Source organism: Sediminibacterium sp. KACHI17, from assembly GCF_040362915.1.
Taxonomy (GTDB): Bacteria; Bacteroidota; Bacteroidia; order Chitinophagales; family Chitinophagaceae; genus Sediminibacterium.
The window spans coordinates 1,067,755-1,090,231 of the sequence record NZ_AP029612.1 but is presented as its reverse complement, the minus strand read 5'-3'; the positions used below and the strand labels follow the sequence as shown (position 1 = coordinate 1,090,231).

The window sequence follows — 22,477 nt, the reverse complement described above, 5'->3', positions numbered from 1 at the left end:
TCATTTAAATGGGTTACTCCATTTTTTATCGGTGTACAGATTCGTTCCGGTCAATGTTCTTAAAAATGCCATCACTGCATTCACTTCAGCGGCGGTAAGATTCAATTGTTGACCATTACCATTCGGTCTGAGTCTGGGATCTAGTCTGTTATTGCCTGGAGCAATATTGATATTGCCATAGTGACCTATCACAGATTGTAATGAAGTCAGTGAAGCAGTATGCATCATATTTCCATTGAGCGAGCCGTTTGGATTTACCAAATCTCTCAGTGATGGTGCTTTTGTGTTCGTAATATCAATGCCTGTACCACTGATTCTTCCGATGATACCATTATTACCACTATTGGGGTCGATATCAAATTCAGGAGCTCTATGACAACCGCCACATCCCAGACCACCACCGGTTCTCACACCATTCTGATCGAATGCCGGAGGTGCTAGGAATAAATTTTTACCCTGATTCTCCTGTGCCGTAAAGTTGGGGAAGTTTTGATTCTCATTATTCACCTGCGCTCTACCTGCATCATACTTTGAATCAAAGGATTGAATACTTCTGATGAATTGAGCCAGACATTCCTGCAACTTCTGTTCAGTAATGGTTGTATTGCCATACGCAAATTGGAAAAGATCCTGATAATAATTGATGCCCTGAAGCTTAGTCAGCAAGGCTCCGATGGCCGGTCTTCCATTCTGTCCACTGAAACCCATTTCCGCATGATCTTGTATGGGTTGTGTGGTTTGCAGTTCTAAAGTGCCTGCTCTTTCATCCCAGAAGAATTTAGCCTCAGCAGAAAATCTTGCATTGACCAAACGCATGGAATGTCTGCCCGTAAGTCCACCACTAACCCCATTACTGGCTATTGCCGTATCACTAAATGCAAATTGCTGCTGATGACATGAGGCGCATGAAATAGTATTATCGATACTTAAATTTTTGTCATAAAAAAGAACCCGGCCAACAGTTGCTTTAGCATTGGTAATCGGATTTCCTGCTGTATTATCTTTTGTGATATAGGCCGGAACTGCCTGGGAAGCATAATTCTCAAGTTGATTGAGGTTGATGTTGGTGCCAAATGCATTGGTGACAGATTCATACGTGGGAGCAGCGCTGTCCTTGCTTTTGCAGAATTGGAGTAAGGTGATCGATACGATAAACAATCCAGTAATCAGGGCTTTTTTCATGTCAGGGCTTTTGGGTAAGACCCAACGAATACCAATAGGTTTAATCGAAAGAATCTTTCTGGCTTATTTTTATGATCTTATAGCGGAACCTTAGATGCATCGCCTGAACAACTATGCCCTAAATCCCTTAAATTCATCACTCAAATTGATGCTATGCGAATTGTTCCTATGTTGGTTTCGGTGATTGCCACAACCGGACTTATCATCACCCTCAATACCCAACTTCCAGTAGGGGGTAGTAAAACACCTCGACTAGGATATTTTCTCTCTCCTCAAAAAGGTTTCTGGCAAAACGCAGAACCCGCTGATGCTTCTCATAATGCAGAGATCACTTTAACGGGGATCAAATCAAAAGTAGAAGTGTTCATGGATGAACGACTTGTGCCGCATATCTATGCAGAGAATGATGCGGATGCTTATTATGCACAAGGATATCTTCATGCAAAATACCGTTTGTGGCAAATGGAATTTCAAACCCATGTTGCCGCTGGCAGATTGAGTGAGATCGTTGGCCCTGATCGCATAGATACCGATAAATATTTTCGCAGAATGGGCATGGTATACGCTGCTGAAAAAACCATGCGCGAAGCTTCAAAGAACAAAGATATCACAGCAGCTATGGAGGCTTACGCCAACGGAGTGAATGATTATATCCGTTCACTCGAACCCCATGAAATTCCTTTTGAATACAAGTTATTGGACTATCAACCGGAAGAATGGACACCGTTCAAAACCTATCTTTTCCTGATGTTCATGTCCTATGATCTTACCGGAAGAGGCATTAGTAGTGATCTTCAGATGACCAATGCAAAAAACTATTTTGGGTATGAAGATTTTGATCAACTGTTTACCAATGTTCAAGACTCTTTAGATCCGATCATACCCAAAGGAACAGTCTACCCAGCCGCCGCCATACCGGTAACCGCACCTGCTGATGTGGATTCTGTTTATTTAGGCAAGACCAATACATTCAATACTGCAACACCACCCATGATTCCGGATAAAAATAATGGAAGCAATAACTGGGCGGTTTCAGGAACTAAAACCAAAAGTGGCAGACCAATATTGGCGAATGATCCTCACCTTGGTTTAAATCTTCCTTCACTTTGGTATGAGGTACAGATCACAACGCCTACACATAGTACTTATGGCGCAAGCTTTCCGGGTTCTCCAGCAGTGATCATCGGATTCAATGATAGTATCGCCTGGGGTGTGACCAATGCCGGTAGAGATGTGATCGATTTTTATGACATGAAATTCAAAGACAGTACCCTTGAACAATATTGGTATAATGGATTATGGAACAAAGCGGATATCAAAGAAGAAGTGATCAAAGTAAAAGGGCAGCCCGATATCATTGATCGCGTTGCATATACAGCCCTGGGTCCGGTGATGTATGATGCTTCTTACAAGAATGATAATACGGTTGGTAAATATTTAGCTGTTAAATGGACGGCACATGATGGCGGACAAGGTCTACAGACATTTTATGAATTGAATCATGCAAAAAATTTCGATGATTATTTGAATGCCATTAATAAGTGGACTTGTCCGGGACAAAACTTTGCTTTTATTTCCAAAACCGGAGATATTGCTATTAAACAACAAGGTGCATTTGTTGCGCGATGGAAGCGACAGGGAGATTTCATCATGCCCGGTGATGATACCAGATACATGTGGCAGGGAATTATTCCGAACGAAGAAAATCCAATGCAGAAGAATCCGGAGCGTGGCTTTATCAGTAGTGCCAATCAAAGATCAACAGATGATACCTATCCCTATTATTTAGGAGCAGCTGCTGATTTTCCATTGTATCGTGGCATCATCATTAATAAGCGATTGGCTGCGATGAGTAATATCACTGCAGAAGATATGCAGCGATTGCAAACTGATAACTACAACGTTTTTGCTGAAATGGCAAGACCTGCCTTGATGAAGTTTGTAAATGAAGCCGCCTTAGATGCTGATGGAAAAAAGTATCTATCTATCCTCAAAGATTGGAACCTGCGTAATGATATTGGAGAAAAAGGCGCCACTGTTTTCCGTGCTATTTGGGATAGCCTTGAAACTACAGTTTGGAAGGACGAGTTTGAAAAATCAAAACTGGCATTACCATGGCCTGATGAACCTGTTTTATTGGAAGTGATGTTACGTGATAGTGTTTACTATTTCGCAGATAATGCCAATACGCCTGATAAAACAGAAACCTTGTATGATGCTGTAATGACGGCGATTAAAAAGGCAAGTATCAAATGCAAAGAATTGGAAAAAAAGAATGAACTGGAATGGGGTAAGTTCAAAGACACACGTGTGAGTCATTTATTGAAAATTGATCCCTTGAGTAGATTGCATCTTCCTATTGGCGGAGGCGTACATATCATCAATGCTACAACCAAAGTACATGGTCCAAGTTGGCGCATGATCGTGCATATGACGGATGATATTGAAGCGTATGGTGTATATCCGGGTGGACAAAGCGGTAATCCAGGTAGTAAGTATTATGATAGTTTTGTAGATAGTTGGGCAGCGGGTAAATATTATCGCATACTGTTTCTTAAAAAAGAAGCCGCTGAAAAAAGTAATCAAATCAAGTGGCGTATCACTTTCAACAATTAAATCTGATGCAATGAAATTTTTATCTGCTGTAATATTAACCGCATTATTGGCATTTGCTGCCGGCTTGTATGGCATGTTACCTTGGTGGACTTTCTCCATCACTTCTTTGATCGTAGCAGTGACCATTCATCAGAAAGCGGGAAGAGCTTTTCTGGCTGGGTTCACCGGATTATTCTTGTTATGGTCAATCTTGGCATTGCTAAAGGATAGCGCCAATGAACATTTGCTGGCTACCAAAGTAGCTCAGATACTACCATTAGGCGGATCTTATATTGTATTGATATTATTGACCGGAGTTATTGGTGGACTGGTATCCGGTTTGGCTGCGCTTACAGGTAGCTATCTTCGTCAAACGAACAAGTAGCTTGAATACTGAGCTGACTTTTTCATTAATATTTAGTTAAAGCCCCTTAATTGGGGCTTTTTGTAATGAATAAGGGATCAGTGCTACTTATTTTCGTTAGAACTTAACCTGTATGAGAGCAATTTTATCCGCAATTATTTTGATTGTAACGCTGATCGATGTTAAAGCACAAACGATCACGGGAACGATCACAGATCTGAATAAAGAAGTTTTACCTTTTTCTTCTGTGCTGGTAAGAGGCACCACACAAGGTGTTTCTGCAAATAGTAAGGGATATTATAGTATTCAATTGGCTCCCGGGAGTTACACATTGGTTTGTCAATACATAGGCTATCGATCAACCGAAAAAAAGATCGTTGTAGAACGAGGAGTGAATCAGGTGATAGATTTTCAGTTAGAGCAGCAACAATATAATCTACAGGAAGTAATGGTGAATTCTGCAGGGGAAGATCCTGCATATGCGATTATCCGAAAAGCAATTGAGAAAAGAACCTATCATCAGAAGGAAATCAAAAAATTTACTGCGGATGTATATCTAAAAGGACAATTGCAATTGCGTGATTATCCCAAACGATTGTTTGGTCAGAAAGTAGATTTTGAGGATGGGGATACCAGTAAAAGAAAAATGCTATTCCTCTCAGAAACCATTGCCAAGTATTCTGTTGAAGAACCAAAGAATGAAAAGATAGAAGTGCTCTCAAACAAAGTGAGTGGCAGAAGTGATGCATTTGGGTTTAGTAGTCCGCAAATCATTTCATTTTATAATAATACCATACAAGTAGGAGAGAACCTGAATCCCAGAGGGTTTATTTCCCCGATCGCAACCAATGCGATCAGTTTTTACCGATATAAGTTTGAAGGAACATTTTATGAAAATGGGGTAGAGATCAGTAGAATCAAAGTGATCCCGCGTAGAAAATATGAGCCCCTTTTTCATGGCTATATCAATATCATCGAAAATGAATGGCGCATTCATAGTTTACGATTGAATTTGGTAAGAGATCAGCAAATGCAATTATTGGATACGCTGACCATTGAACAACTGTATGTTCCTGCCTCCAATCTTTGGGTCATAAAAAATCAGGTGATCTATCCTTCCGGTAAATTATTTGGCTTTGATTTTTTTGGAAGTTTTGTTCAGGTCTATGATCGCTTTGATTTGAATCCGGTATTTGCCAAAAAGTATTTTGATAATACGATCATTAAAGTATACGATAGTGCCAATAAAAAACCGATGACTTATTGGGATAGTATTCGACCACTCCCTTTATTGAGCGAGGAAGCGCTTGATTATAAAAAGAAAGATAGCCTGGAGCAAATACGAAAAGATCCCAAGTATCTCGATTCTATTGACCGAAAAAGAAACAAGTTTTCGATCAGCGGATTATTGCTTACCGGACAATCGATCAGTAAGCAGAAAAAGAAAACATTCATCAATTTTGATCCACTGATCAATACACTGAACTATAATACGGTAGAAGGTGGGGTACTGCACTTCTCGCCAACATGGCGTAAAAATTATGAGGGTAGAAAATCGTTACAAATCACACCTTATTTCCGATATGGTTTTGCAAACCAACATTTTAATAGTCATGTGACAGCCCGTTATAATTTCGGGAAAAAGTATTTTAATAATTTCAGTTTCGCAGCCGGTAGAAGAGTGTTTCAATATAACAATGCGCAGCCTATTACATCCAGGATCAATACGTACACAACTCTTTTGTACGAGAATAATCATCTAAAGATCTATGAAGCGAATTTCTTTAGGATCGCACATTCAGCAGGTATCGGAAATGGATTAACTGCTGCCTGGAGTTTGCAGTTTCAGGATCGATTTGGGTTGAATAATTTAGCTGATCCTGTGAGCTGGAAAAATATAGCAGGAAGAGTTTTTACGCCTAATTATCCGGTTGAACTTACCAATACAGTTATGCCGAGAAATCAGGCAACAACGCTGACCGCTTCTTTGAATTGGCGTCCCGGTGGTAAATACATAGAACTTCCTGATCGCAAAATCGGAATCGGATCTGATTATCCCAACTTCAATTTGGCAATCACACAAGGTATCAAAGGTCTTTTTGGAAGTGATGCAGACTTTACCAAATGGCGTTTGACCATCACCGATGATCTGGATATGAAATTGGGTGGTGCATTCAGCTATCGTGCAACGGTTGGTGGATTCCTGAATGCAAAACAAGTATTCATACCAGACTATCAGCATGTGCTGGGTAACCAAACTGTTTTAGCGAATGATCCTTTATCCGGATTTCAGCTTGCACCTTATTACCGGTATAGTAACACGTCAAAACTTTTTGTTACCGGACATGTGGAATATCATTTGAATGGATTGTTGACCAATAAAATACCGGGTTTCAAAAAACTCAATTGGTTTCTTGTAACAGGTGCCAATCTATTGCACACACAAAAAGGTAAAAATTATTACGAAGCTTTTGTCGGATTGGAGAACATACTAAAAATCATGCGAGTAGATTTTGTAAAGGGATATGAAACGAACGGTCCATCACCAACCGGTATCAGGATCACTGTTCCTTTTTTTCTGGAGAGCAGGAACGATGACTGATGAATAAGTGTTTGAAAGGATAGCAGGATGTTTTATCTTTCCTATTCATCCTTACACGCACCATCATGAAAAAAAGGGATTGCTTTTTATTATTTGCAGTTACATTTCTATTCGGTTGTAAACAAGTATCAAAAACGGATACGGATCTTCTATTTACACCTTTATCCGATAGTGCCCAGGCTGTTTCTTTGATGGGAGATACTTTGTATCCCCATTCACCTTATGAGAATGTTTTGCTGAAGTTTGACAGTGCCCGCCTCGCGTATGAAGCATCTCCTGGTGATGCAGATAAAATCATCTGGTACGGTCGATGGGCAGGATACAAAGGTGATTTCAGAAAAGCGATCACGATTTTCTCAGAAGGGATTGAAAAATTTCCTCAGGATGCAAGGATGTATCGTCATCGTGGACATCGCTATATTTCAATCCGCGAATTTGATCGGGCTATTGCAGATCTTGAAAAAGCAGCAACATTGATTCAAGGAAAGAAAGACGAGATAGAACCTGATGGACAACCTAATGCACTGAACATTCCTATCAGTTCATTACACTCTAATATTTGGTATCATTTGGGTTTGGCATATTATCTGAAAAATGATCTGTCAAAAGCGTTGCCTGTTTATGAGAGAGCGGTGAAAGAATCGGAGAACGATGATAAACTGGTATCAACCACTCATTGGTTATACATGGTGTATAGAATGACAGGCAATGATTCCGCAGCACAACGCATCCTAAGTCCGATACAAAAGGAGATGAAGATTATTGAAAACAATGCGTATCAAAAGTTATGCTTGTTATACAAAGGATTACTTCCTGTTGATTCCGTTTTGATGGTAAACGGTAGTGTCACGAGTAATGATGCAGTGACATACGGTGTAGCCAACTGGTACCGATACAATGGTGAAACAGAAAAAGCAAAGACCTACTATGAACAAATACTAAAAGGAAAAGTATGGGCATCCTTCGGCTATATTGCATCTGAGGCTGATTATGTGAGGTACTATAAAAAGTAATACAATTTTATGGCAGATCTCAGATGGCAGATGTCAGATATATTTTACATCTGAGATCTGCCATCTGACATTAGAAATATCCTCTTATCTTCGCACCGATTTTGACCACCCTGCAAGTGGTTCCATTGTTCATGGATCCTGTTTCGGCTCGTTTTAAACGAGAAGAGATGGGGCTGAAATTTGAAAATTATGCCTGTTTTACACAACCGTGTATCCAACGAAGAGTTGAAGCAACGTTTGATGGAAGAGACTTTCCATCGTGTCACCATTAGTTTCTACCAGTATTTTCCGATTAAGAATCCGCAAGAGTTCAGAGATCACTTGTATAAGCAATTGAATGCTTTAGGGGTCTTTGGCAGAATCTATGTGGCAAAAGAAGGGATCAATGCGCAGATCAGTGTGCCAGAGCACTATATGGAAGCATTCAAAAGTTTTTTATATGGTATTGAACCACTGAATGGACTTCGTCTCAATATAGCAGTTGATGATGATGGAAAAAGTTTCTGGGTGCTAAAGATCAAAGTGCGTGATAAGATCGTGGCGGATGGTATTGATGATCCTGATTTCAGCATGGAAAGAAAAGGACGTTATGTGAATGCTGAACAAATGAATGAATTGCTGAAACAGCCGGATACGATCGTGATCGATATGCGTAATCATTACGAATATGAAGTGGGTCATTTTGTGAATGCGAAAGAAGTTCCATCCGATACTTTCAGAGATCAATTGCCGATGGCGGTAGATATGATGAAGGGAAATGAAGACAAGAACATTATCATGTATTGTACCGGTGGAATTCGATGTGAAAAAGCAAGTGCTTACATGTTGCACAAAGGATTTAAGAATGTTTTTCATCTGGAGGGTGGTATCATCAATTATGCACGACAGGCAAAAGAGAACGGATTGGAAAGCAAATTCATTGGAAAGAACTTTGTTTTTGACAATCGTTTAGGTGAACGTATCACTGAAGATGTGATCGCAAAATGTCACCAATGTGGGAAGCCGGCTGATACACATACCAACTGTAAAAACAATGGTTGCCATCTGTTATTCATACAATGTGAAAGCTGCGCTGCTGCTTATGAAGGCTGTTGCAGTCAGGAATGCAAAGACACCATACACATGCCCGTAGAGCGCCAAAAAGAATTACGCAAAGGCATTGAGAACGGACAAAATATTTTCAATAAAAGTAGGGTGAGGTTGAGGCCGAGGTTGGGGGAGTAGTCACCATTCACTATTCACCATTCACTACTTTGCCCCGATCTTATTCAATGCCTCTGACACCAAGGTCACGATTTCATCATCAGAGGGTTGTTCGGGGATAAAGGTTTTACCGGTTACTTTTTCGAATAGTTCTATATATCTTTTGCTGATGGTGTCAATCCATTCATCAGACATTTCAGGAACAGATTGTCCTTCTTTGCCCATGAAATTATTGGCGATCAGCCATTCTCTTACAAATTCCTTGCTCAGTTGTTTTTGTTTTTCGCCGCTGGCTTGTCTTTGTTCAAATCCATCTGCATAGAAGTAGCGTGAAGAATCCGGTGTATGTACTTCATCCATTAAATAAATGGTATCACCGATCTTGCCGAATTCATATTTCGTGTCAGCGAGTATCAATCCTCGACGTGCAGCAATTTCTTTGCCTCGAGCAAACAATTGTAAGGCATATGATTCGAGTACCTCCCAGTCTGCAGCACTCACCAATCCCTGGCGAATGATCTCTTCTTTGGAGATGTCTTCATCATGTCCCTCCGCTGCTTTGGTGGAAGGGGTGATAATAGGTGATGGGAAAAAATCATTTTCTTTCAACCCTTCAGGCATGGTAACTCCGCAAAGTGTTCTTTGACCGGAGCTGTACGTGCGCCAGGCATGTCCTACAACATTGCCTCTTACTACCATCTCGATTTTATAAGGGGTGCATTTTTTGCCGATGGATACATTGGCGGCGGGTACATCAACGAGCCAGTTCGGGCAGATATCCTTCGTAGCCTCCAGCATAAAAGCCGCAATTTGATTTAAGACCTGCCCTTTATAAGGGATGGGTTTGGGTAATATTACATCAAAAGCAGATATGCGATTACTGGCTACCATTACCAGCCAATCCTGACCAATGGTGTATACATCTCTTACTTTTCCATGATAAACATTTGTCTGCTGAGGGAACTGGAGGCTCTTCATGGCGTAAAATTAGCCAGTGCATTGAATAATAAAGCTGAATACCATTCGTTTTTCTTAACAAAGCATTGATTTTGTGGACAAATTAAATTTTCAGATAAAACTAACAATTGCTATTTTGCTCTATAATAACTAAATCTTGCCAATATGAGAAGATTCTACAGTAAATGTCTGTCTGTGGCCCTAGCCTCTGCCATTACTATCCCTGTTATGGCACAACAGACAACTACCGTTTCCGGTAGTGTAAAAAATGCCAGCTCCAAGGAAGCGCTTTCTGCTATCTCTGTCACTATCAAAGGAGGAACAGTTGGAACCTTTACTGACGATAAAGGTAATTTTCGTTTTACTACCGTTCAGAAACCACCGTTCACTTTGGTGATATCTTCTGTTGGTTATTCAAGCAAAGAAGTTACTGTAAAAGGTAACAATGAAGTTGTAAATGTGGATCTGACTCCTGCTTTTACATTGGGGGATGAAGTTGTAGTTGCAGCATCAAGGGTTCCGGAACGTATTCTGGAATCTCCGGTTTCTATTGAAAGAATCAGTACTGCTGCGATCAGAAGTACTCCGCAAGCGAACTATTATGACATGTTGACCAACCTGAAAGGTGTTGACGTTGTAGCTGCGAGTCTTACATTCAGAAGTGTGGGTACACGTGGGTTTAATAGTAGTGGTAACACTCGTTTGAACCAGATCGTGGATGGAATGGATAACCAAGCTCCTGGCTTGAACTTCTCCGTTGGTAACGTGATCGGTTTAAGTGAATTGGATGTTGAAAATATGGAATTACTTCCCGGTGCCTCTTCAGCACTGTATGGTCCGGGTGGTATGAATGGTACTGTATTGATCAATAGTAAAAACCCTTTCAAATATCAGGGATTGAGTTTCCAGATCAAGCAAGGGGTGAATCATATTGACTCAAAGCAACGTCCTACTGCTCCTTTTTATGACTGGAGTCTTCGTTGGGCGAAGAAAGTAACAGAAAAGTTTGCTTTCAAAATCAATGCTCAGTTTGTACAAGCACAAGACTGGTTGGCAAATCAGGGCGAAAACTATTCTCGTATCATTGGTACTCCTAACGGATTCAAAATTCCGGGAGACAGAAATACCGATCCTAACTACGATGGTGTTAACTTTTATGGAGATGAAACATCGCTGAGTATGTCAGCGATCGCATCTCAGGTATTTGCAGCTGCAGGTCTTACTTCAGGACAACTGGCCGCTTTCAATGGCTTCTTAGCAGCGAATCCGGGTGCACGTTTGGCTCAGTTCAATCAGTTCTTGACACTTGCTGGTGCGGGTGCATTAGTAAATGCAGGGGTATCTCCATTGATTTATGGTGCATCTCCTTCAAGAAACTTATTGGGCAATCAGTTTGTTAGCCGTACCGGTTATTATGAAAGTGATGTGGTGGATCCAACTACTGTCAATGTAAAATTAACAGGTGGCCTGCATTACAAACTGACCGATAAAATTGAAGCTTCTTTCAATGCTTATTTCGGAACCGGTAATACTGTTTATACAGGTAGCGATCGTTACTCATTAAAAGACCTGCGTATCGCTCAGTTTAAGTATGAACTGAAACATAAGAACTGGTATGCTCGTTATTATTCTACACATGAAAATGCGGGTAACTCATTCAACGCAACTATTACCACTCGTTTGTTCAATGAAGCATGGAAACCAAGTTCGGCTTGGTATCCTCAATACATTGCTACTTATGTAACATTCATGGACGGCGGTGGGGACTTTAATACATCAAACAATTTGGCAAGAGCATTTGCAGATCAAGGTCGTCCAACCGGCTTTATCGGTAACAACCCATTGTTCAAATCTGTAGCAAGAACTCCTATCTCTAAAGGTGGTGGTTTATTCTTAGACAGATCAAGACTAAAAGTATTTGATGGTCAATACAATCTTACTGAAGATCTTGGTCTCGCTAAAACAAATACTGATTGGTTGATCGGCGTAAGTGCTAAACAATATGTACTGAATTCAGAAGGTACTTTATTTGCAGATACTGCAGGTGTGATCAGAATCAATGAATTTGGTGCTTATACACAAATTTCTCAGCGTCTTTTTAATGATGTACTTAAGTTGACCGTTTCTGGTAGATATGATAAAAACACCAACTTCAAAGGTCGTTTTACACCAAGAGCATCAGCGGTAGTTAAATTGGCAAAAGATCATAACCTCCGTTTCTCTTATCAAACAGCTTACCGTTTCCCAACCACTCAAAATCAGTGGATCAATTTAACGGTAGGTGGTGGTACCAGATTATTGGGAGGTCTGCCTCAATTACGTAATTTCTACAAGTTCAGCACAAACCCTGTTTTCACATTGGCAAGTGTGCAAGCTTTCGGAGCTAGTGCTTTAGCGGGTGCACCAAACCCTGCACTGTTACAACAACAGACTTTCGGTGAATTCAAGCCTGAATCTATGAGATCTTTCGAAGTAGGTTATAAGGGTCTTGTTGCACAGAAATTATTGATCGATGTATATGCATATTGGGGTCGTTATAAAGATTTCTTGAGTGGTGTTACAGCTATTCAATCAAGAAATGCTACTACGTTCAACCCTGCTGATTTACTCAATGCAAATACAAGAATCGCGTACAGCATTTCTGTAAACGCTCCGGGTGAAGTAAAGACTTCAGGTTGGGGTGCTTCAGTTGAATACTTGTTACCAGGTAACTTCTCTTTCTCTGGTAATATTTATCATGATGAAATCGGAGATGTACCAACCGGATTTGTATCTTATTTCAACACACCAAAATACCGTGTAAATGCTGCCCTGAATAACTCAGGTTTTGGTAAGGGTAAGCGTTATGGTTTCAATATCCAATACAGATGGTCTAATTCTTTCCTGTATGAAGGTACTTTCGGGACAGGTGTAGTACCATATATGAGAACGGTAGATGCAGTATTGAGCTATAAATTACCTGCTACTAAATCTATGATCAAGATTGGCGGTACCAATATCTTCAATAACTACTATCGTACCGGATGGGGTAACCCACAAATTGGCGGATTGTACTATGTAAGCTATGGCTGGAATGTATTCTAAGCCCTAGTCGTTACCAATATTGTTATTCAATAAGGAGTGAGAAAGTGAAAGCTTTCTCACTCTTTTTTTGGGGCATATACCCGGCTTTCCGCCCCTTGCTTCTTGTTACTTGAGCCTTGTTTCTTCATTTGGGTTTCTTTTTTCTGATTCCTTAGAATCTGCTATTTTTGCTCCTCATTTAACAAACAGACAATATGCGTTCAATTGCTTTCAGAGAGGCTTTAAGAGAGGCCATGAGTGAAGAAATGAGAAGAGATGAAAGGGTGTTTCTGATGGGTGAAGAAGTAGCTGAATACAATGGTGCTTACAAAGTGAGCCAAGGAATGTTGGCCGAATTCGGAGCCAAAAGAGTGATCGATACCCCTATCGCAGAACTTGGTTTCGCAGCGGTTGCTGTAGGAGCAGCTCAAAATGGACTTCGCCCGGTAGTTGAATTCATGACCTGGAACTTCGCCGTATTGGCAATGGACCAGATCCTTAATACTGCATCTAAGATGCTGGCGATGAGCGGTGGTCAAATCGGCTGTCCGATCGTATTCCGCGGCCCTAATGGTAGTGCCGGTCAATTAGGCGCGCAACACTCTACTGCTTTCGAAAGCTATTATGCCAATATTCCCGGTATCAAAGTAGTATCACCTTCCAATGGTTATGATGCCAAAGGGTTGTTGAAACAAGCCATCCGTTATGAAGAAGATCCTGTGATGTTCATGGAAAGTGAAGTGATGTATGGCGATAAGAGTGATATTCCTGATGAAGAATATTATATTCCACTCGGTAAAGCAGATGTGAAAAAATCAGGTCGCGATGTAACCATCGTATCATTCAATAAAATGATGAAAGTAGCATTAGGTGCTGCTGCTGAACTGGAAAAAGAAGGCGTAAGCGCTGAAGTCATCGATTTACGCACCATACGTCCACTTGACTGGATGACCATCCTTGAAAGCGTGAAGAAAACCAACCGACTGGTGATCGTGGAAGAGCAGTGGCCATTTGCATCTGTTTCTTCTGAGATCTCATACCGCATACAGAAAGAAGGATTTGATTATTTAGATGCTCCGATCCGTCGTATCACAAGTGCAGATGCACCGATGCACTATGCACCTAACTTAACATCACTGGCAATTCCGGATGTTGCGCGTACTGTGAAACTGGTGAAGGAAGTGATGTACATGAAAAAGTAAACAAGGATATTTATGATAAAGCAAACCCAGAGTCTACAAACTCTGGGTTTTGTTTGTAAGTACAAAAAGTTGATATGAAGCGTATAAAACTTTTATTACTGGCTTTAGGATCTGTAATAACAGTTGCGTTATCAGCACAAGATTTTATAGATACATCTTCCGTACTAAAGGAGGTGGTGGTACAGGCATTTCATGGTAAAGCCGGATGGAAAGAATTACCCGCATCCATTGCCATCATTCAGAAAAATGAACTTCGCAATAGTCCTTTGCCCAACTTCATCCCTGTCTTCAATGCGATTCCGGGAATTCGTATGGAAGAACGCTCGCCCGGTAGTTATCGTTTATCTATAAGAGGAAGTTTACTTCGCTCTCCTTTTGGTGTTAGAAATATTAAAGTCTATTGGAATGGATTGCCATTAACCGATGGAGGCGGTAATACCTATTTGAATTTGATCGATATCACACAAGTAACCGGTGCTGAAATTTTGAAAGGTCCAGTGGCTGCTGCTTATGGTGCAGGAACAGGGGGAGCTGTATTATTAAAAACCAATCCATCAGAAAATATACAGGGGAAGCATCATTTCTCCGGTGGATTATCAGGTGGCTCATTTGGATTGTTTCAATTGCAGGGTGGTTGGGAATACAAATCCGGTTCATTCAATAGCACGATTAAACAGATACACTTGCAATCTGATGGATATCGTCAGCAATCAAGAATGAGAAGAGATGGGTTTAATTGGCATGCCAGTTGGCAAAAGAAAAAGCAAGTGTGGCGATTGTTGGCAATGTATACAGATCTTTTTTATCAAACACCCGGTGGTATCAATGAAGCCCAGTTCAATATGAATCCTCAGCAGGCCAGACAGCCAGCAGGAACATTGCCCGGAGCTGTACAACAGCAAACAGCCATTTATAATAAGACAGGTTATGTTGGTGTACATCATGAATGGACAGTCAACGAGAGCAATACCATTCGATCTTTTGTAACAGGTAGTTTAACCGCATTCAAGAATCCCTTTATCACCAATTTTGAAGAACGTGCAGAAGATAATGCAGGAGCGGGAACGCAATGGCAGTATAAGTGGGGCAATGATATACATCAGTTACAATGGAACACAGGAATCGAATGGCAATATCAATTTGCAAACATTGATAATTTTGGAAACAGAAGAGGCATAAAAGATACTTTGCAATATAGTGATCGGGTGCATGCTTCACAATGGTTTGTATTTACACAACTGCAGTATCGCTTCAATCATAAATGGATGCTTCAGGTGGGTATCAGCTCTAATGAACAATCATATCGTTATAAGCGTGTCAATATTGCGAATACTGATTATACCCAAAAAACCATACGATCTGTAGTAACTCCCCGTATTGCATTGTCTTATCAAATAACACCCTCCACAACATGGTATGCCCTTGCTGCAAAAGGTTTTTCTGCACCTACATTGGCAGAGTTTCGTCCATCAGACGGAAATTTTTATGGTGATCTGAATGCAGAAACAGGATGGAATTTTGAAATAGGATGGAAGGGATATGCTTTCAATGAATATCTGCAATTTGATCTATCCTGGTATCGCTTTCGATTGAAAAATGCCATCGTTAGAAGAAATAGTGCTGGCGGAGCAGAATATTTTGTGAATGCGGGAAGTACTATGCAGCAAGGCTTTGAAGGAATGCTGAAAGCTAAGCTGATAGCAAGAAGAACCAAAGGGATCAGTCAACTATATCTCACATCATCCATTAGTTATCAGCCGTATCGTTTTGAAAATTATCGTCAGGGCAATACAGTGTATGATGACAATCCGTTGACAGGAGTGCCACGATATACATGGGTTACAGGGGTACAACTTGAAACAATAGGAGGCTGGTACCTGCATGCAGCCCTCAATGCCACTGCAGCCATCTCTTTGAATGATGCGAATGATGCAAGTGCCGCACCTTATCAATTACTACAAGGCAGAACAGGATACCGTAAAAAAGGCATTGAGATATTTTTGAGTATGGATAATGGGTTGAATCAGCTATACAGTCTCGGCAATGATATCAATGCAGTAGGAAGGCGCTATTACAATGCTGCAGCCCCCAGAAATTTTACCTTCGGCATGAATTTTGGTCTACGCTGAAAACCGAATCATTAACTTAGCAAAAACTGTATTATGCCTACCATTCTGATCATAGATGATGAAAGAGCTATTCGTAACGTATTAAAGGATATTCTTTCCAATGAAGGCTTTAAAGTGGAAGAAGCAGCTGATGGCGAAGAAGGGTTGAAAAAATTTCAGGCAGGTTCTTTTGATGTGGTTTTATGCGACATCAAAATGCCCAAACTGGATGGTATTGAGTTCCTTCAAAAAGTCATGGAAACAGGATCAGATACACCGGTGATCATCATCAGTGGACATGGAAATATTGAAACAGCGGTAGATGCGGTTAAAAAAGGTGCTTTCGATTATATTTCAAAACCACCAGACCTGAATCGACTGTTGATCACGATTCGCAATGCGATGGATAAGACCACGCTGGTACAGGAGACCAAAGTACTCAAGCGTAAAGTATCTAAAGTGCAGGAGATCATTGGTGAGAGTGAAGCGATTGTACGTATCAAAGAAACCATTGATAAAGTAGCACCTACTGATGCCCGTGTATTGGTTACTGGCGGTAATGGAAGCGGTAAGGAATTGGTAGCAAGATGGCTTCATGAAAAAAGCAATCGTGCATCAGGTCCATTGGTAGAAGTCAACTGTGCCGCGATTCCCGGAGAGTTGATCGAGAGTGAATTGTTTGGTCATGAAAAAGGTTCTTTTACATCTGCGATCAAACAACGCATTGGTAAGTTTGAACAGGCGAGTGGTGGCACCTTGTTCCTGGATGAAATAGGCGACATGAGTCTGAGTGCACAAGCCAAAGTATTAAGGGCTTTACAGGAAGGAAAGATCACCAGAGTCGGAGGTGATAAAGAGATTGCTGTTGATGTACGTGTAGTAGCTGCAACCAATAAAGACCTGTTGAAAGAAGTAGAAGAAAAGAATTTTCGATTAGACCTGTATCATCGTTTAGGCGTCATCCTTATCCATGTACCATCACTGAATGAAAGAAGAGACGATATCCCCTTGCTCGTAGATAAATTCCTGGATGATATTGCAACGGAGTATGGACAAGCCAAAAAAGGAATCGAGAAAAAAGCGATCGATACACTCAAAAATCATGACTGGACAGGTAATATCCGTGAACTCAGAAATGTGGTAGAAAGACTCGTGATCCTATCCGGCAAAGAGATCACCGCAGCGGATGTGAGTGCGTATGTGTAATAGGGGATAGCGAATGGGAAATAGCTTATAGCAGATGTGAAATATCGTATTTAGGATGTTGGAAAAATAAGTATAAGTACAATAAGGTACATCTGTCAAAAGTTTTTACCCAGCACCCAGCACCCAGCACCCAGCACCCAGCACCCAGCACCCCCGATCACCTCTTCGCGAATTCCAGCATCTCCGGCATGGATCTAAGCAGTGTAACACCCGGAATATCTTTCGTTACTTCTCTGGTGAGTGGTCCGGACATGATAATTTCTTGCTGACTGAATTGTTGTTTCAGGTGTTTTAATAAATCATCTATCGGTTGTTCGTAAAGATGGGTAATGGCATGGAAATATAAGTACTTGGGATTTTTCAGTTTTACATAAGTTTCGAGGTCATCAAAAGGCACATCCACACCCATATACACACATTTTTTTCCACTTACTTTCATCAAATAATGATTGAGCAGTAATGGGATTTCATGTTGTTCTCCTTCAGGCGTAAAAAGCACATAACTGGGCGAACTCGTGGAAGGCTTTGTTTTCAAAGCATCCAAAGCAGCAATGATCTTTCTTTTGATGATATTACTGGCAAAATGTTCTTGTGCGGGTATGATATGATCGGTCAGCCACAATAAACCGATTCTTTCCAGAAAAGCATACATCACATCAATGATCGTAGCTTCCAATCCAAATTGCTTCATGGCCTGCTCAAATAAATCTTCAAATCGATCTTCATCAAAGTCAATAGAAGCCTCTATCAAACGATGGATATAAATATCTGTATTCTGTTTGCCGATCGGTTGTTCCATGGCCATTGAGCGTATGGAAGAAGCGGGTAATTGAGCGATCTTGGATATCTTGACACCGTTGTGGTATAATTGAGAAATACGAAGGATATGTTTCAGGTCCTCATTGTCGTAGTAGCGGTGCTTACTTTCCTTCCTTTTGGGAATGAACAACTGATACCGTTGTTCCCAAATACGCAGGGTATGGGCCTTAATGCCGCTCAGATTCTCAATGTCCTTGATCGTAAAGTGATTCATGAATAAGATTTGGAGTTCTGATACCGCTCAGGTGTATAAAAATACAGCATTCAGCAGGATTTCATCCGTTTTAGCAAAAGTTTTAATCTGATTGCTTCAGTATCTGTCTGAAAAGGATATTTTTGTTTCTAGCAAAAAACAAAATATGGGTTTAACTCTATTCATCGTTGGCATCATTGGTTGGCATCTGGGAATGTGGGGCATGTTCAAAAAAGCAGGTATTGAACCCTGGAAAGCCTTGATCCCCTTTTATAACACCTGGCAGATCGTTGAGAAATGTCATATTCGTAAATACTGGTTCTGGTTGCAATTGATTCCGATCGCCGGACAATTCATCACAATTTGGATCACCATCATCTTCGTGATGCATTTCAAACGATTCAATCTTATTCATCATACAGCTACTGTACTGTTGCCTTTCATTTATTTTCCTTATCTCGGTTTTTCCAAAGAAGAAAAATGGCATGGTGCAGAAGCATTCAAAGCCTATAAAAAACCTGGTTCGAGAGAGTGGGTGGATGCAGGTGTATTTGCAGTGGTTGCCGCAACCATCATACGTACCTTTGTTTTTGAAGCGTATGTGATTCCTACTGAAAGTATGGAGAAGACCTTATTGGTGAATGATTTTCTCTTCGTGAATAAAATGAGTTATGGTGCAAGAATTCCACAAACGCCATTGTCTTTTCCTTTTGTTCATAACACAATGCCATTTTCTCAAACCACACCTTCTTACCTGAAATGGATACAGATACCCTATAAGCGTTTACCTGCATTCACCGAAGTGAAAAGAAATGATGTCGTGGTCTTCAATTTCCCGGCCGGAGATACCATCATCAATAGACCTGAGTTCGGAAGTAAAGTAACCTACTATGATGTGTTACGATTTACATTCAAAGGCAACAGACAAGAACTGTTTGCCAGTCCTGAATATCCGATCATCGTTCATCCGATGGATAAAACAGATAACTACATCAAACGTTGCGTAGCGGTAGGTGGAGATGTATTGCATATCCGTAACGGACAGTTATATGTGAATGGAGAACCTGCCATGGTGCCGGGTGGCTCACAAACAGAATATGTTGTTGTGACCAATAAAAAACCTTACGATCCAGACTTCTTAAAAGAAGAATTGGGCATTGATCTCGATGATACGAAGCAACAACTGGAAATGCTGAGTGATAGCAGCTTTAAATTCAATGTTACACCAGATGAATTAGCGAAGCTTAGGAAGTTACCCAATTTCGTATCGGATTCACCTTATACAGAGAATTATATCGGCATGACTTTCCCTGCAGATGAAGCGAATTATCCTTGGAGTATTGATAATTATGGTCCATTACGTGTACCTGCAAAAGGAGATACATTGTTATTGAGCCAACAAAATATCTCTTTGTATCGAAGACTGATCGCAACTTATGAAGGCAATACTTTAGAAGAGAAAGACGGACAGTTCTTCATCAACGGACAAAAAACCAATACCTACGTTACAAAATATAATTACTACTGGATGATGGGTGATAATCGCCATCGCAGCCAGGATAGTCGTTACTGGGGTTTTGTACCCGAAACACATATCGTAGGAAAAGCATCCCTCATCTGGTTCAGTTGGGATAAAGGTCCGAGATGGAAGAGATTGATGAAGAGCATTAGATAATAAGAAACAAGAAATAAGGAATAAGAAATATGAAATGAGTATGTGATTCTCACTTTCTGATTTCTTATTTCTTATTCCTTATTTCTCATTTCTTTCCTCTTTAACATATTTTTTTCTGAAATTTTACTAACTTTCCTTACCAAATAGGTCCTCATGGCGTAAGCTTTGAGGACTTTTTTGTCTAAAAGCGTTTTTTATGAATCATCAACAGTACAAACTAGATTATGAAGTGTATGCTGATGCAAGTGCGTTGAAACAGGAAGATGCAACATTGTTGAATCATGCAAGAGAAGTAACGAGTCAGGCATATGCACCTTATTCTGCCTTTAAAGTAGGTGCCGTTGCGAAATTGGCCAATGGGGCATTGGTAATAGGCACCAATCAGGAGAATGCCAGCTTTCCGGTAGGCATTTGTGCAGAGAGGGTACTATTATCTGCTGCAGCAACCTTACATCCCGGAGTTGCCATTGAATCGATTGCCATTAGCTATGATAATACAAAAGGCAAGAGTAATCACCCGATATCACCTTGCGGTATCTGTAGACAAAGTTTACATGAATATGAGCTGCGCGTAAAAAATCCAATCCGCCTCATACTCGCCGGCCTCGAAGGAAATGTCTACGTAATACCCCAGGCAGGAAGCCTGTTACCGCTAAGTTTTACAAGTGAGGATATGAAATAGCGGATGGCGTATGGTTCATGGTCCATAGTCGATGGTCCATAGTCCATGGTCCATGGAAAGAAAAGAGGTAATTAGACTATTTCATATCAACCGTCAACTGTCAACAAACATCTCACCCCAATTACCCAATCACCCGATTTCCTGATCACCCGATACCCTGATCACCCGATCACCCGATTTCCTGATCACCCGATACCCTGATCACCCGATCACCCGATACCCCGATCACCCGATACCCCGATCACCTAAAACAAAGTCTGCACCCCATGCGTAATCTTAAACTCATGTTGCAGTAGCCATTTCTTACGCCACATGCCACCGGAATAGCCGATAAGGGAGCGGTCGCTGCCGATCACACGATGACAGGGAACGATGATCGCGATATTGTTTCTGCCATTGGCACTGGCGGCTGCTCTGATGACTTTAGGGTCGCCAAGGCGTTTGGCCATGTCCATATAGCTGATCGTTTTTCCATAAGGGATCTCTGTTAATTCACTCCAGACTCTTTTTTGAAACTCAGTGCCTTCCTGATGAATAGGAACGGTAAACTGTTTTCTACTACCATGAAAAAATTCGATGAGCTCTTCGGTGCATTGATGCATGATCTCGCTGATACCGGGTTCTCCATAAGTCAACTGATCAGGGTTATCCACAAAGCTCAGTTCGCCGATGTATTGATCAGTGCCGCCAATCTTGAGCAAGCCTACCGGACTTTCATAATAAGTATAATAGAGTTCGCTCATGGTGTAGATGTTTTGGGAAGGGTAGAACTGTACAACAATATACAAATCCTTTTGAATAGACAGATCAACCGATCAATTGACCATTGTCTACTTTACGTTCAGGTTGTAACAATACCACCTGGTGATCCTGATCATAGACACCCAATACAAGACACTCACTAAAAAAATTGGCGATCTGCTTGGGAGGAAAATTGACCACTGCAACGATCTGTTTGCCGACTAGTTCAGCAGCAGTATAGTGATGTGTGATCTGTGCAGAAGATTGTTTGATACCCAATGGACCAAAATCGATCTTTAGCTGGTAAGCAGGTTTTTTGGCTTTGGGAAAATCAGTAACTTCAAGAATCGTTCCGCTGCGTATTTCTATTTTTTCAAAATCAGCCCAACTGATCATAAAAACTATTTTTCCAAATCTAAAAAATAATCATCATGAAACGTCAAGCAACAGCCGTGTGGAATGGTTCAGGTAAAGAAGGCAATGGCCATTTGACCACACAAAGTACCACATTGAACAAGACACAATATTCTTTCAACTCCCGATTTGCAGAAGGTGTAGGAACCAATCCTGAAGAACTCATGGCAGCAGCACATGCCGGATGTTTCACGATGAAGTTAAGTTTTGTATTAGGTGCTGCCGGCTTCACACCGGAATCACTTGAAACAAAATGTACCATTACATTAGAAGACGGAGTGATCACTTCTTCACATTTACAACTCACTGCAAAAGTACCCGGTATCTCTTCCGAAAAATTCCAAGAATGCGCCGCCGACGCCAAAGCCAACTGCCCCGTCAGCAAAGCGTATAATATGGCGATTAGTTTGGAAGCGGTGTTGGGGTGATTGGGTGTTGGGTGCTGGGTGCTAGGTACT

Annotated in this window: 17 protein-coding genes; 12 read left to right on the top strand and 5 right to left on the bottom strand. The window is 40.9% G+C overall.

Annotated features, from left to right (window positions below):
• Complete coding sequence (locus ABXG83_RS04710) at positions 1-1,182, bottom strand: cytochrome c peroxidase (protein WP_353550334.1); 1,182 nt, start codon at positions 1,180-1,182, stop codon at positions 1-3.
• A 153-nt stretch (positions 1,183-1,335) separates the two neighbouring features.
• Here ABXG83_RS04710 and ABXG83_RS04705 point away from each other — a divergent pair, with 153 nt between their 5' ends.
• From ABXG83_RS04705 to ABXG83_RS04685, 5 genes are all read left to right on the top strand, one after another.
• Positions 1,336-3,798 (top strand): penicillin acylase family protein, encoded by a 2,463-nt coding sequence (locus tag ABXG83_RS04705; protein WP_353550333.1) that lies wholly within the window; start codon positions 1,336-1,338, stop codon positions 3,796-3,798.
• A gap of 10 nt (positions 3,799-3,808) precedes the next feature.
• Positions 3,809-4,162: a hypothetical protein gene (locus tag ABXG83_RS04700; protein ID WP_353550332.1), complete on the top strand. Its 354-nt coding sequence runs from the start codon at positions 3,809-3,811 to the stop codon at positions 4,160-4,162.
• 112 nt (positions 4,163-4,274) lie between these two features.
• Complete coding sequence (locus tag ABXG83_RS04695) at positions 4,275-6,743, top strand: DUF5686 and carboxypeptidase regulatory-like domain-containing protein (protein ID WP_353550331.1); 2,469 nt, start codon at positions 4,275-4,277, stop codon at positions 6,741-6,743.
• A 65-nt stretch (positions 6,744-6,808) separates the two neighbouring features.
• Positions 6,809-7,756 (top strand): tetratricopeptide repeat protein, encoded by a 948-nt coding sequence (locus tag ABXG83_RS04690; protein ID WP_353550330.1) that lies wholly within the window; start codon positions 6,809-6,811, stop codon positions 7,754-7,756.
• 189 nt (positions 7,757-7,945) lie between these two features.
• Positions 7,946-8,980, top strand: a complete 1,035-nt coding sequence (locus ABXG83_RS04685) for a rhodanese-related sulfurtransferase (RefSeq protein ID WP_353550329.1) — start codon at positions 7,946-7,948, stop codon at positions 8,978-8,980.
• A 24-nt stretch (positions 8,981-9,004) separates the two neighbouring features.
• Here the strand turns inward: ABXG83_RS04685 and ABXG83_RS04680 are convergent, their stop codons facing one another.
• Complete coding sequence (locus ABXG83_RS04680) at positions 9,005-9,937, bottom strand: phosphoribosylaminoimidazolesuccinocarboxamide synthase (protein ID WP_353550328.1); 933 nt, start codon at positions 9,935-9,937, stop codon at positions 9,005-9,007.
• A 144-nt stretch (positions 9,938-10,081) separates the two neighbouring features.
• Between ABXG83_RS04680 and ABXG83_RS04675 the strand changes: the two genes are divergently transcribed.
• From ABXG83_RS04675 to ABXG83_RS04660, 4 genes are all read left to right on the top strand, one after another.
• Positions 10,082-13,000, top strand: coding sequence for a TonB-dependent receptor (locus ABXG83_RS04675; protein WP_353550327.1), 2,919 nt, complete (start codon positions 10,082-10,084; stop codon positions 12,998-13,000).
• A gap of 194 nt (positions 13,001-13,194) precedes the next feature.
• Positions 13,195-14,181, top strand: coding sequence for a pyruvate dehydrogenase complex E1 component subunit beta (locus ABXG83_RS04670; protein WP_353550326.1), 987 nt, complete (start codon positions 13,195-13,197; stop codon positions 14,179-14,181).
• A 74-nt stretch (positions 14,182-14,255) separates the two neighbouring features.
• Positions 14,256-16,310, top strand: coding sequence for a TonB-dependent receptor (locus ABXG83_RS04665; protein WP_353550325.1), 2,055 nt, complete (start codon positions 14,256-14,258; stop codon positions 16,308-16,310).
• Between the two features lie 33 nt (positions 16,311-16,343).
• The gene (locus ABXG83_RS04660; RefSeq protein WP_353550324.1) at positions 16,344-17,495 is read left to right on the top strand and encodes a sigma-54 dependent transcriptional regulator; all 1,152 of its coding nucleotides are present in this window, start codon (positions 16,344-16,346) and stop codon (positions 17,493-17,495) included.
• Between the two features lie 157 nt (positions 17,496-17,652).
• On the opposite strand, the gene ABXG83_RS04655 is transcribed toward ABXG83_RS04660, so the two are convergent.
• Positions 17,653-18,528 (bottom strand): MerR family transcriptional regulator, encoded by an 876-nt coding sequence (locus ABXG83_RS04655; RefSeq protein ID WP_353550323.1) that lies wholly within the window; start codon positions 18,526-18,528, stop codon positions 17,653-17,655.
• Positions 18,529-18,673: 145 nt separating this feature from the next.
• Between ABXG83_RS04655 and lepB the strand changes: the two genes are divergently transcribed.
• The gene (lepB, locus tag ABXG83_RS04650; RefSeq protein ID WP_353550322.1) at positions 18,674-20,182 is read left to right on the top strand and encodes a signal peptidase I; all 1,509 of its coding nucleotides are present in this window, start codon (positions 18,674-18,676) and stop codon (positions 20,180-20,182) included.
• A gap of 196 nt (positions 20,183-20,378) precedes the next feature.
• On the top strand, positions 20,379-20,864 hold the full coding sequence (locus ABXG83_RS04645) for a cytidine deaminase (RefSeq protein WP_353550321.1): 486 nt from the start codon (positions 20,379-20,381) through the stop codon (positions 20,862-20,864).
• Between the two features lie 245 nt (positions 20,865-21,109).
• On the opposite strand, the gene ABXG83_RS04640 is transcribed toward ABXG83_RS04645, so the two are convergent.
• Both ABXG83_RS04640 and ABXG83_RS04635 read right to left on the bottom strand, forming a co-directional pair.
• Entirely contained in the window at positions 21,110-21,607 is a 498-nt protein-coding gene (locus ABXG83_RS04640; protein ID WP_178889932.1) for a methylated-DNA--[protein]-cysteine S-methyltransferase, read from the bottom strand.
• A gap of 64 nt (positions 21,608-21,671) precedes the next feature.
• Complete coding sequence (locus tag ABXG83_RS04635; protein ID WP_353550320.1) at positions 21,672-22,001, bottom strand: tRNA-binding protein; 330 nt, start codon at positions 21,999-22,001, stop codon at positions 21,672-21,674.
• 35 nt (positions 22,002-22,036) lie between these two features.
• On the opposite strand from ABXG83_RS04635, the gene ABXG83_RS04630 reads away from it, so the two are divergent.
• A complete protein-coding gene (locus ABXG83_RS04630) occupies positions 22,037-22,447 on the top strand; it encodes an OsmC family protein (RefSeq protein WP_353550319.1) in 411 nt (136 codons plus the stop codon).
• Positions 22,448-22,477 lie beyond the last annotated feature (30 nt).

Excerpts from the sequence above, each read along its gene's own strand:
- ABXG83_RS04630 (WP_353550319.1), top strand. The coding sequence starts at position 22,037 with ATGAAACGTCAAGCAACAGCCGTGTGGAATGGTTCAGGTAAAGAAGGC.
- ABXG83_RS04690 (WP_353550330.1), top strand. The coding sequence starts at position 6,809 with ATGAAAAAAAGGGATTGCTTTTTATTATTTGCAGTTACATTTCTATTC.
- ABXG83_RS04635 (WP_353550320.1), bottom strand. The coding sequence starts at position 22,001 with ATGATCAGTTGGGCTGATTTTGAAAAAATAGAAATACGCAGCGGAACG.
- ABXG83_RS04700 (WP_353550332.1), top strand. The coding sequence starts at position 3,809 with ATGAAATTTTTATCTGCTGTAATATTAACCGCATTATTGGCATTTGCT.
- ABXG83_RS04640 (WP_178889932.1), bottom strand. The coding sequence starts at position 21,607 with ATGAGCGAACTCTATTATACTTATTATGAAAGTCCGGTAGGCTTGCTC.
- ABXG83_RS04645 (WP_353550321.1), top strand. The coding sequence starts at position 20,379 with ATGAATCATCAACAGTACAAACTAGATTATGAAGTGTATGCTGATGCA.
- lepB (WP_353550322.1), top strand. The coding sequence starts at position 18,674 with ATGGGTTTAACTCTATTCATCGTTGGCATCATTGGTTGGCATCTGGGA.
- ABXG83_RS04695 (WP_353550331.1), top strand. The coding sequence starts at position 4,275 with ATGAGAGCAATTTTATCCGCAATTATTTTGATTGTAACGCTGATCGAT.
- ABXG83_RS04670 (WP_353550326.1), top strand. The coding sequence starts at position 13,195 with ATGCGTTCAATTGCTTTCAGAGAGGCTTTAAGAGAGGCCATGAGTGAA.
- ABXG83_RS04705 (WP_353550333.1), top strand. The coding sequence starts at position 1,336 with ATGCGAATTGTTCCTATGTTGGTTTCGGTGATTGCCACAACCGGACTT.
- ABXG83_RS04680 (WP_353550328.1), bottom strand. The coding sequence starts at position 9,937 with ATGAAGAGCCTCCAGTTCCCTCAGCAGACAAATGTTTATCATGGAAAA.
- ABXG83_RS04665 (WP_353550325.1), top strand. The coding sequence starts at position 14,256 with ATGAAGCGTATAAAACTTTTATTACTGGCTTTAGGATCTGTAATAACA.
- ABXG83_RS04655 (WP_353550323.1), bottom strand. The coding sequence starts at position 18,528 with ATGAATCACTTTACGATCAAGGACATTGAGAATCTGAGCGGCATTAAG.
- ABXG83_RS04660 (WP_353550324.1), top strand. The coding sequence starts at position 16,344 with ATGCCTACCATTCTGATCATAGATGATGAAAGAGCTATTCGTAACGTA.
- ABXG83_RS04710 (WP_353550334.1), bottom strand. The coding sequence starts at position 1,182 with ATGAAAAAAGCCCTGATTACTGGATTGTTTATCGTATCGATCACCTTA.
- ABXG83_RS04685 (WP_353550329.1), top strand. The coding sequence starts at position 7,946 with ATGCCTGTTTTACACAACCGTGTATCCAACGAAGAGTTGAAGCAACGT.
- ABXG83_RS04675 (WP_353550327.1), top strand. The coding sequence starts at position 10,082 with ATGAGAAGATTCTACAGTAAATGTCTGTCTGTGGCCCTAGCCTCTGCC.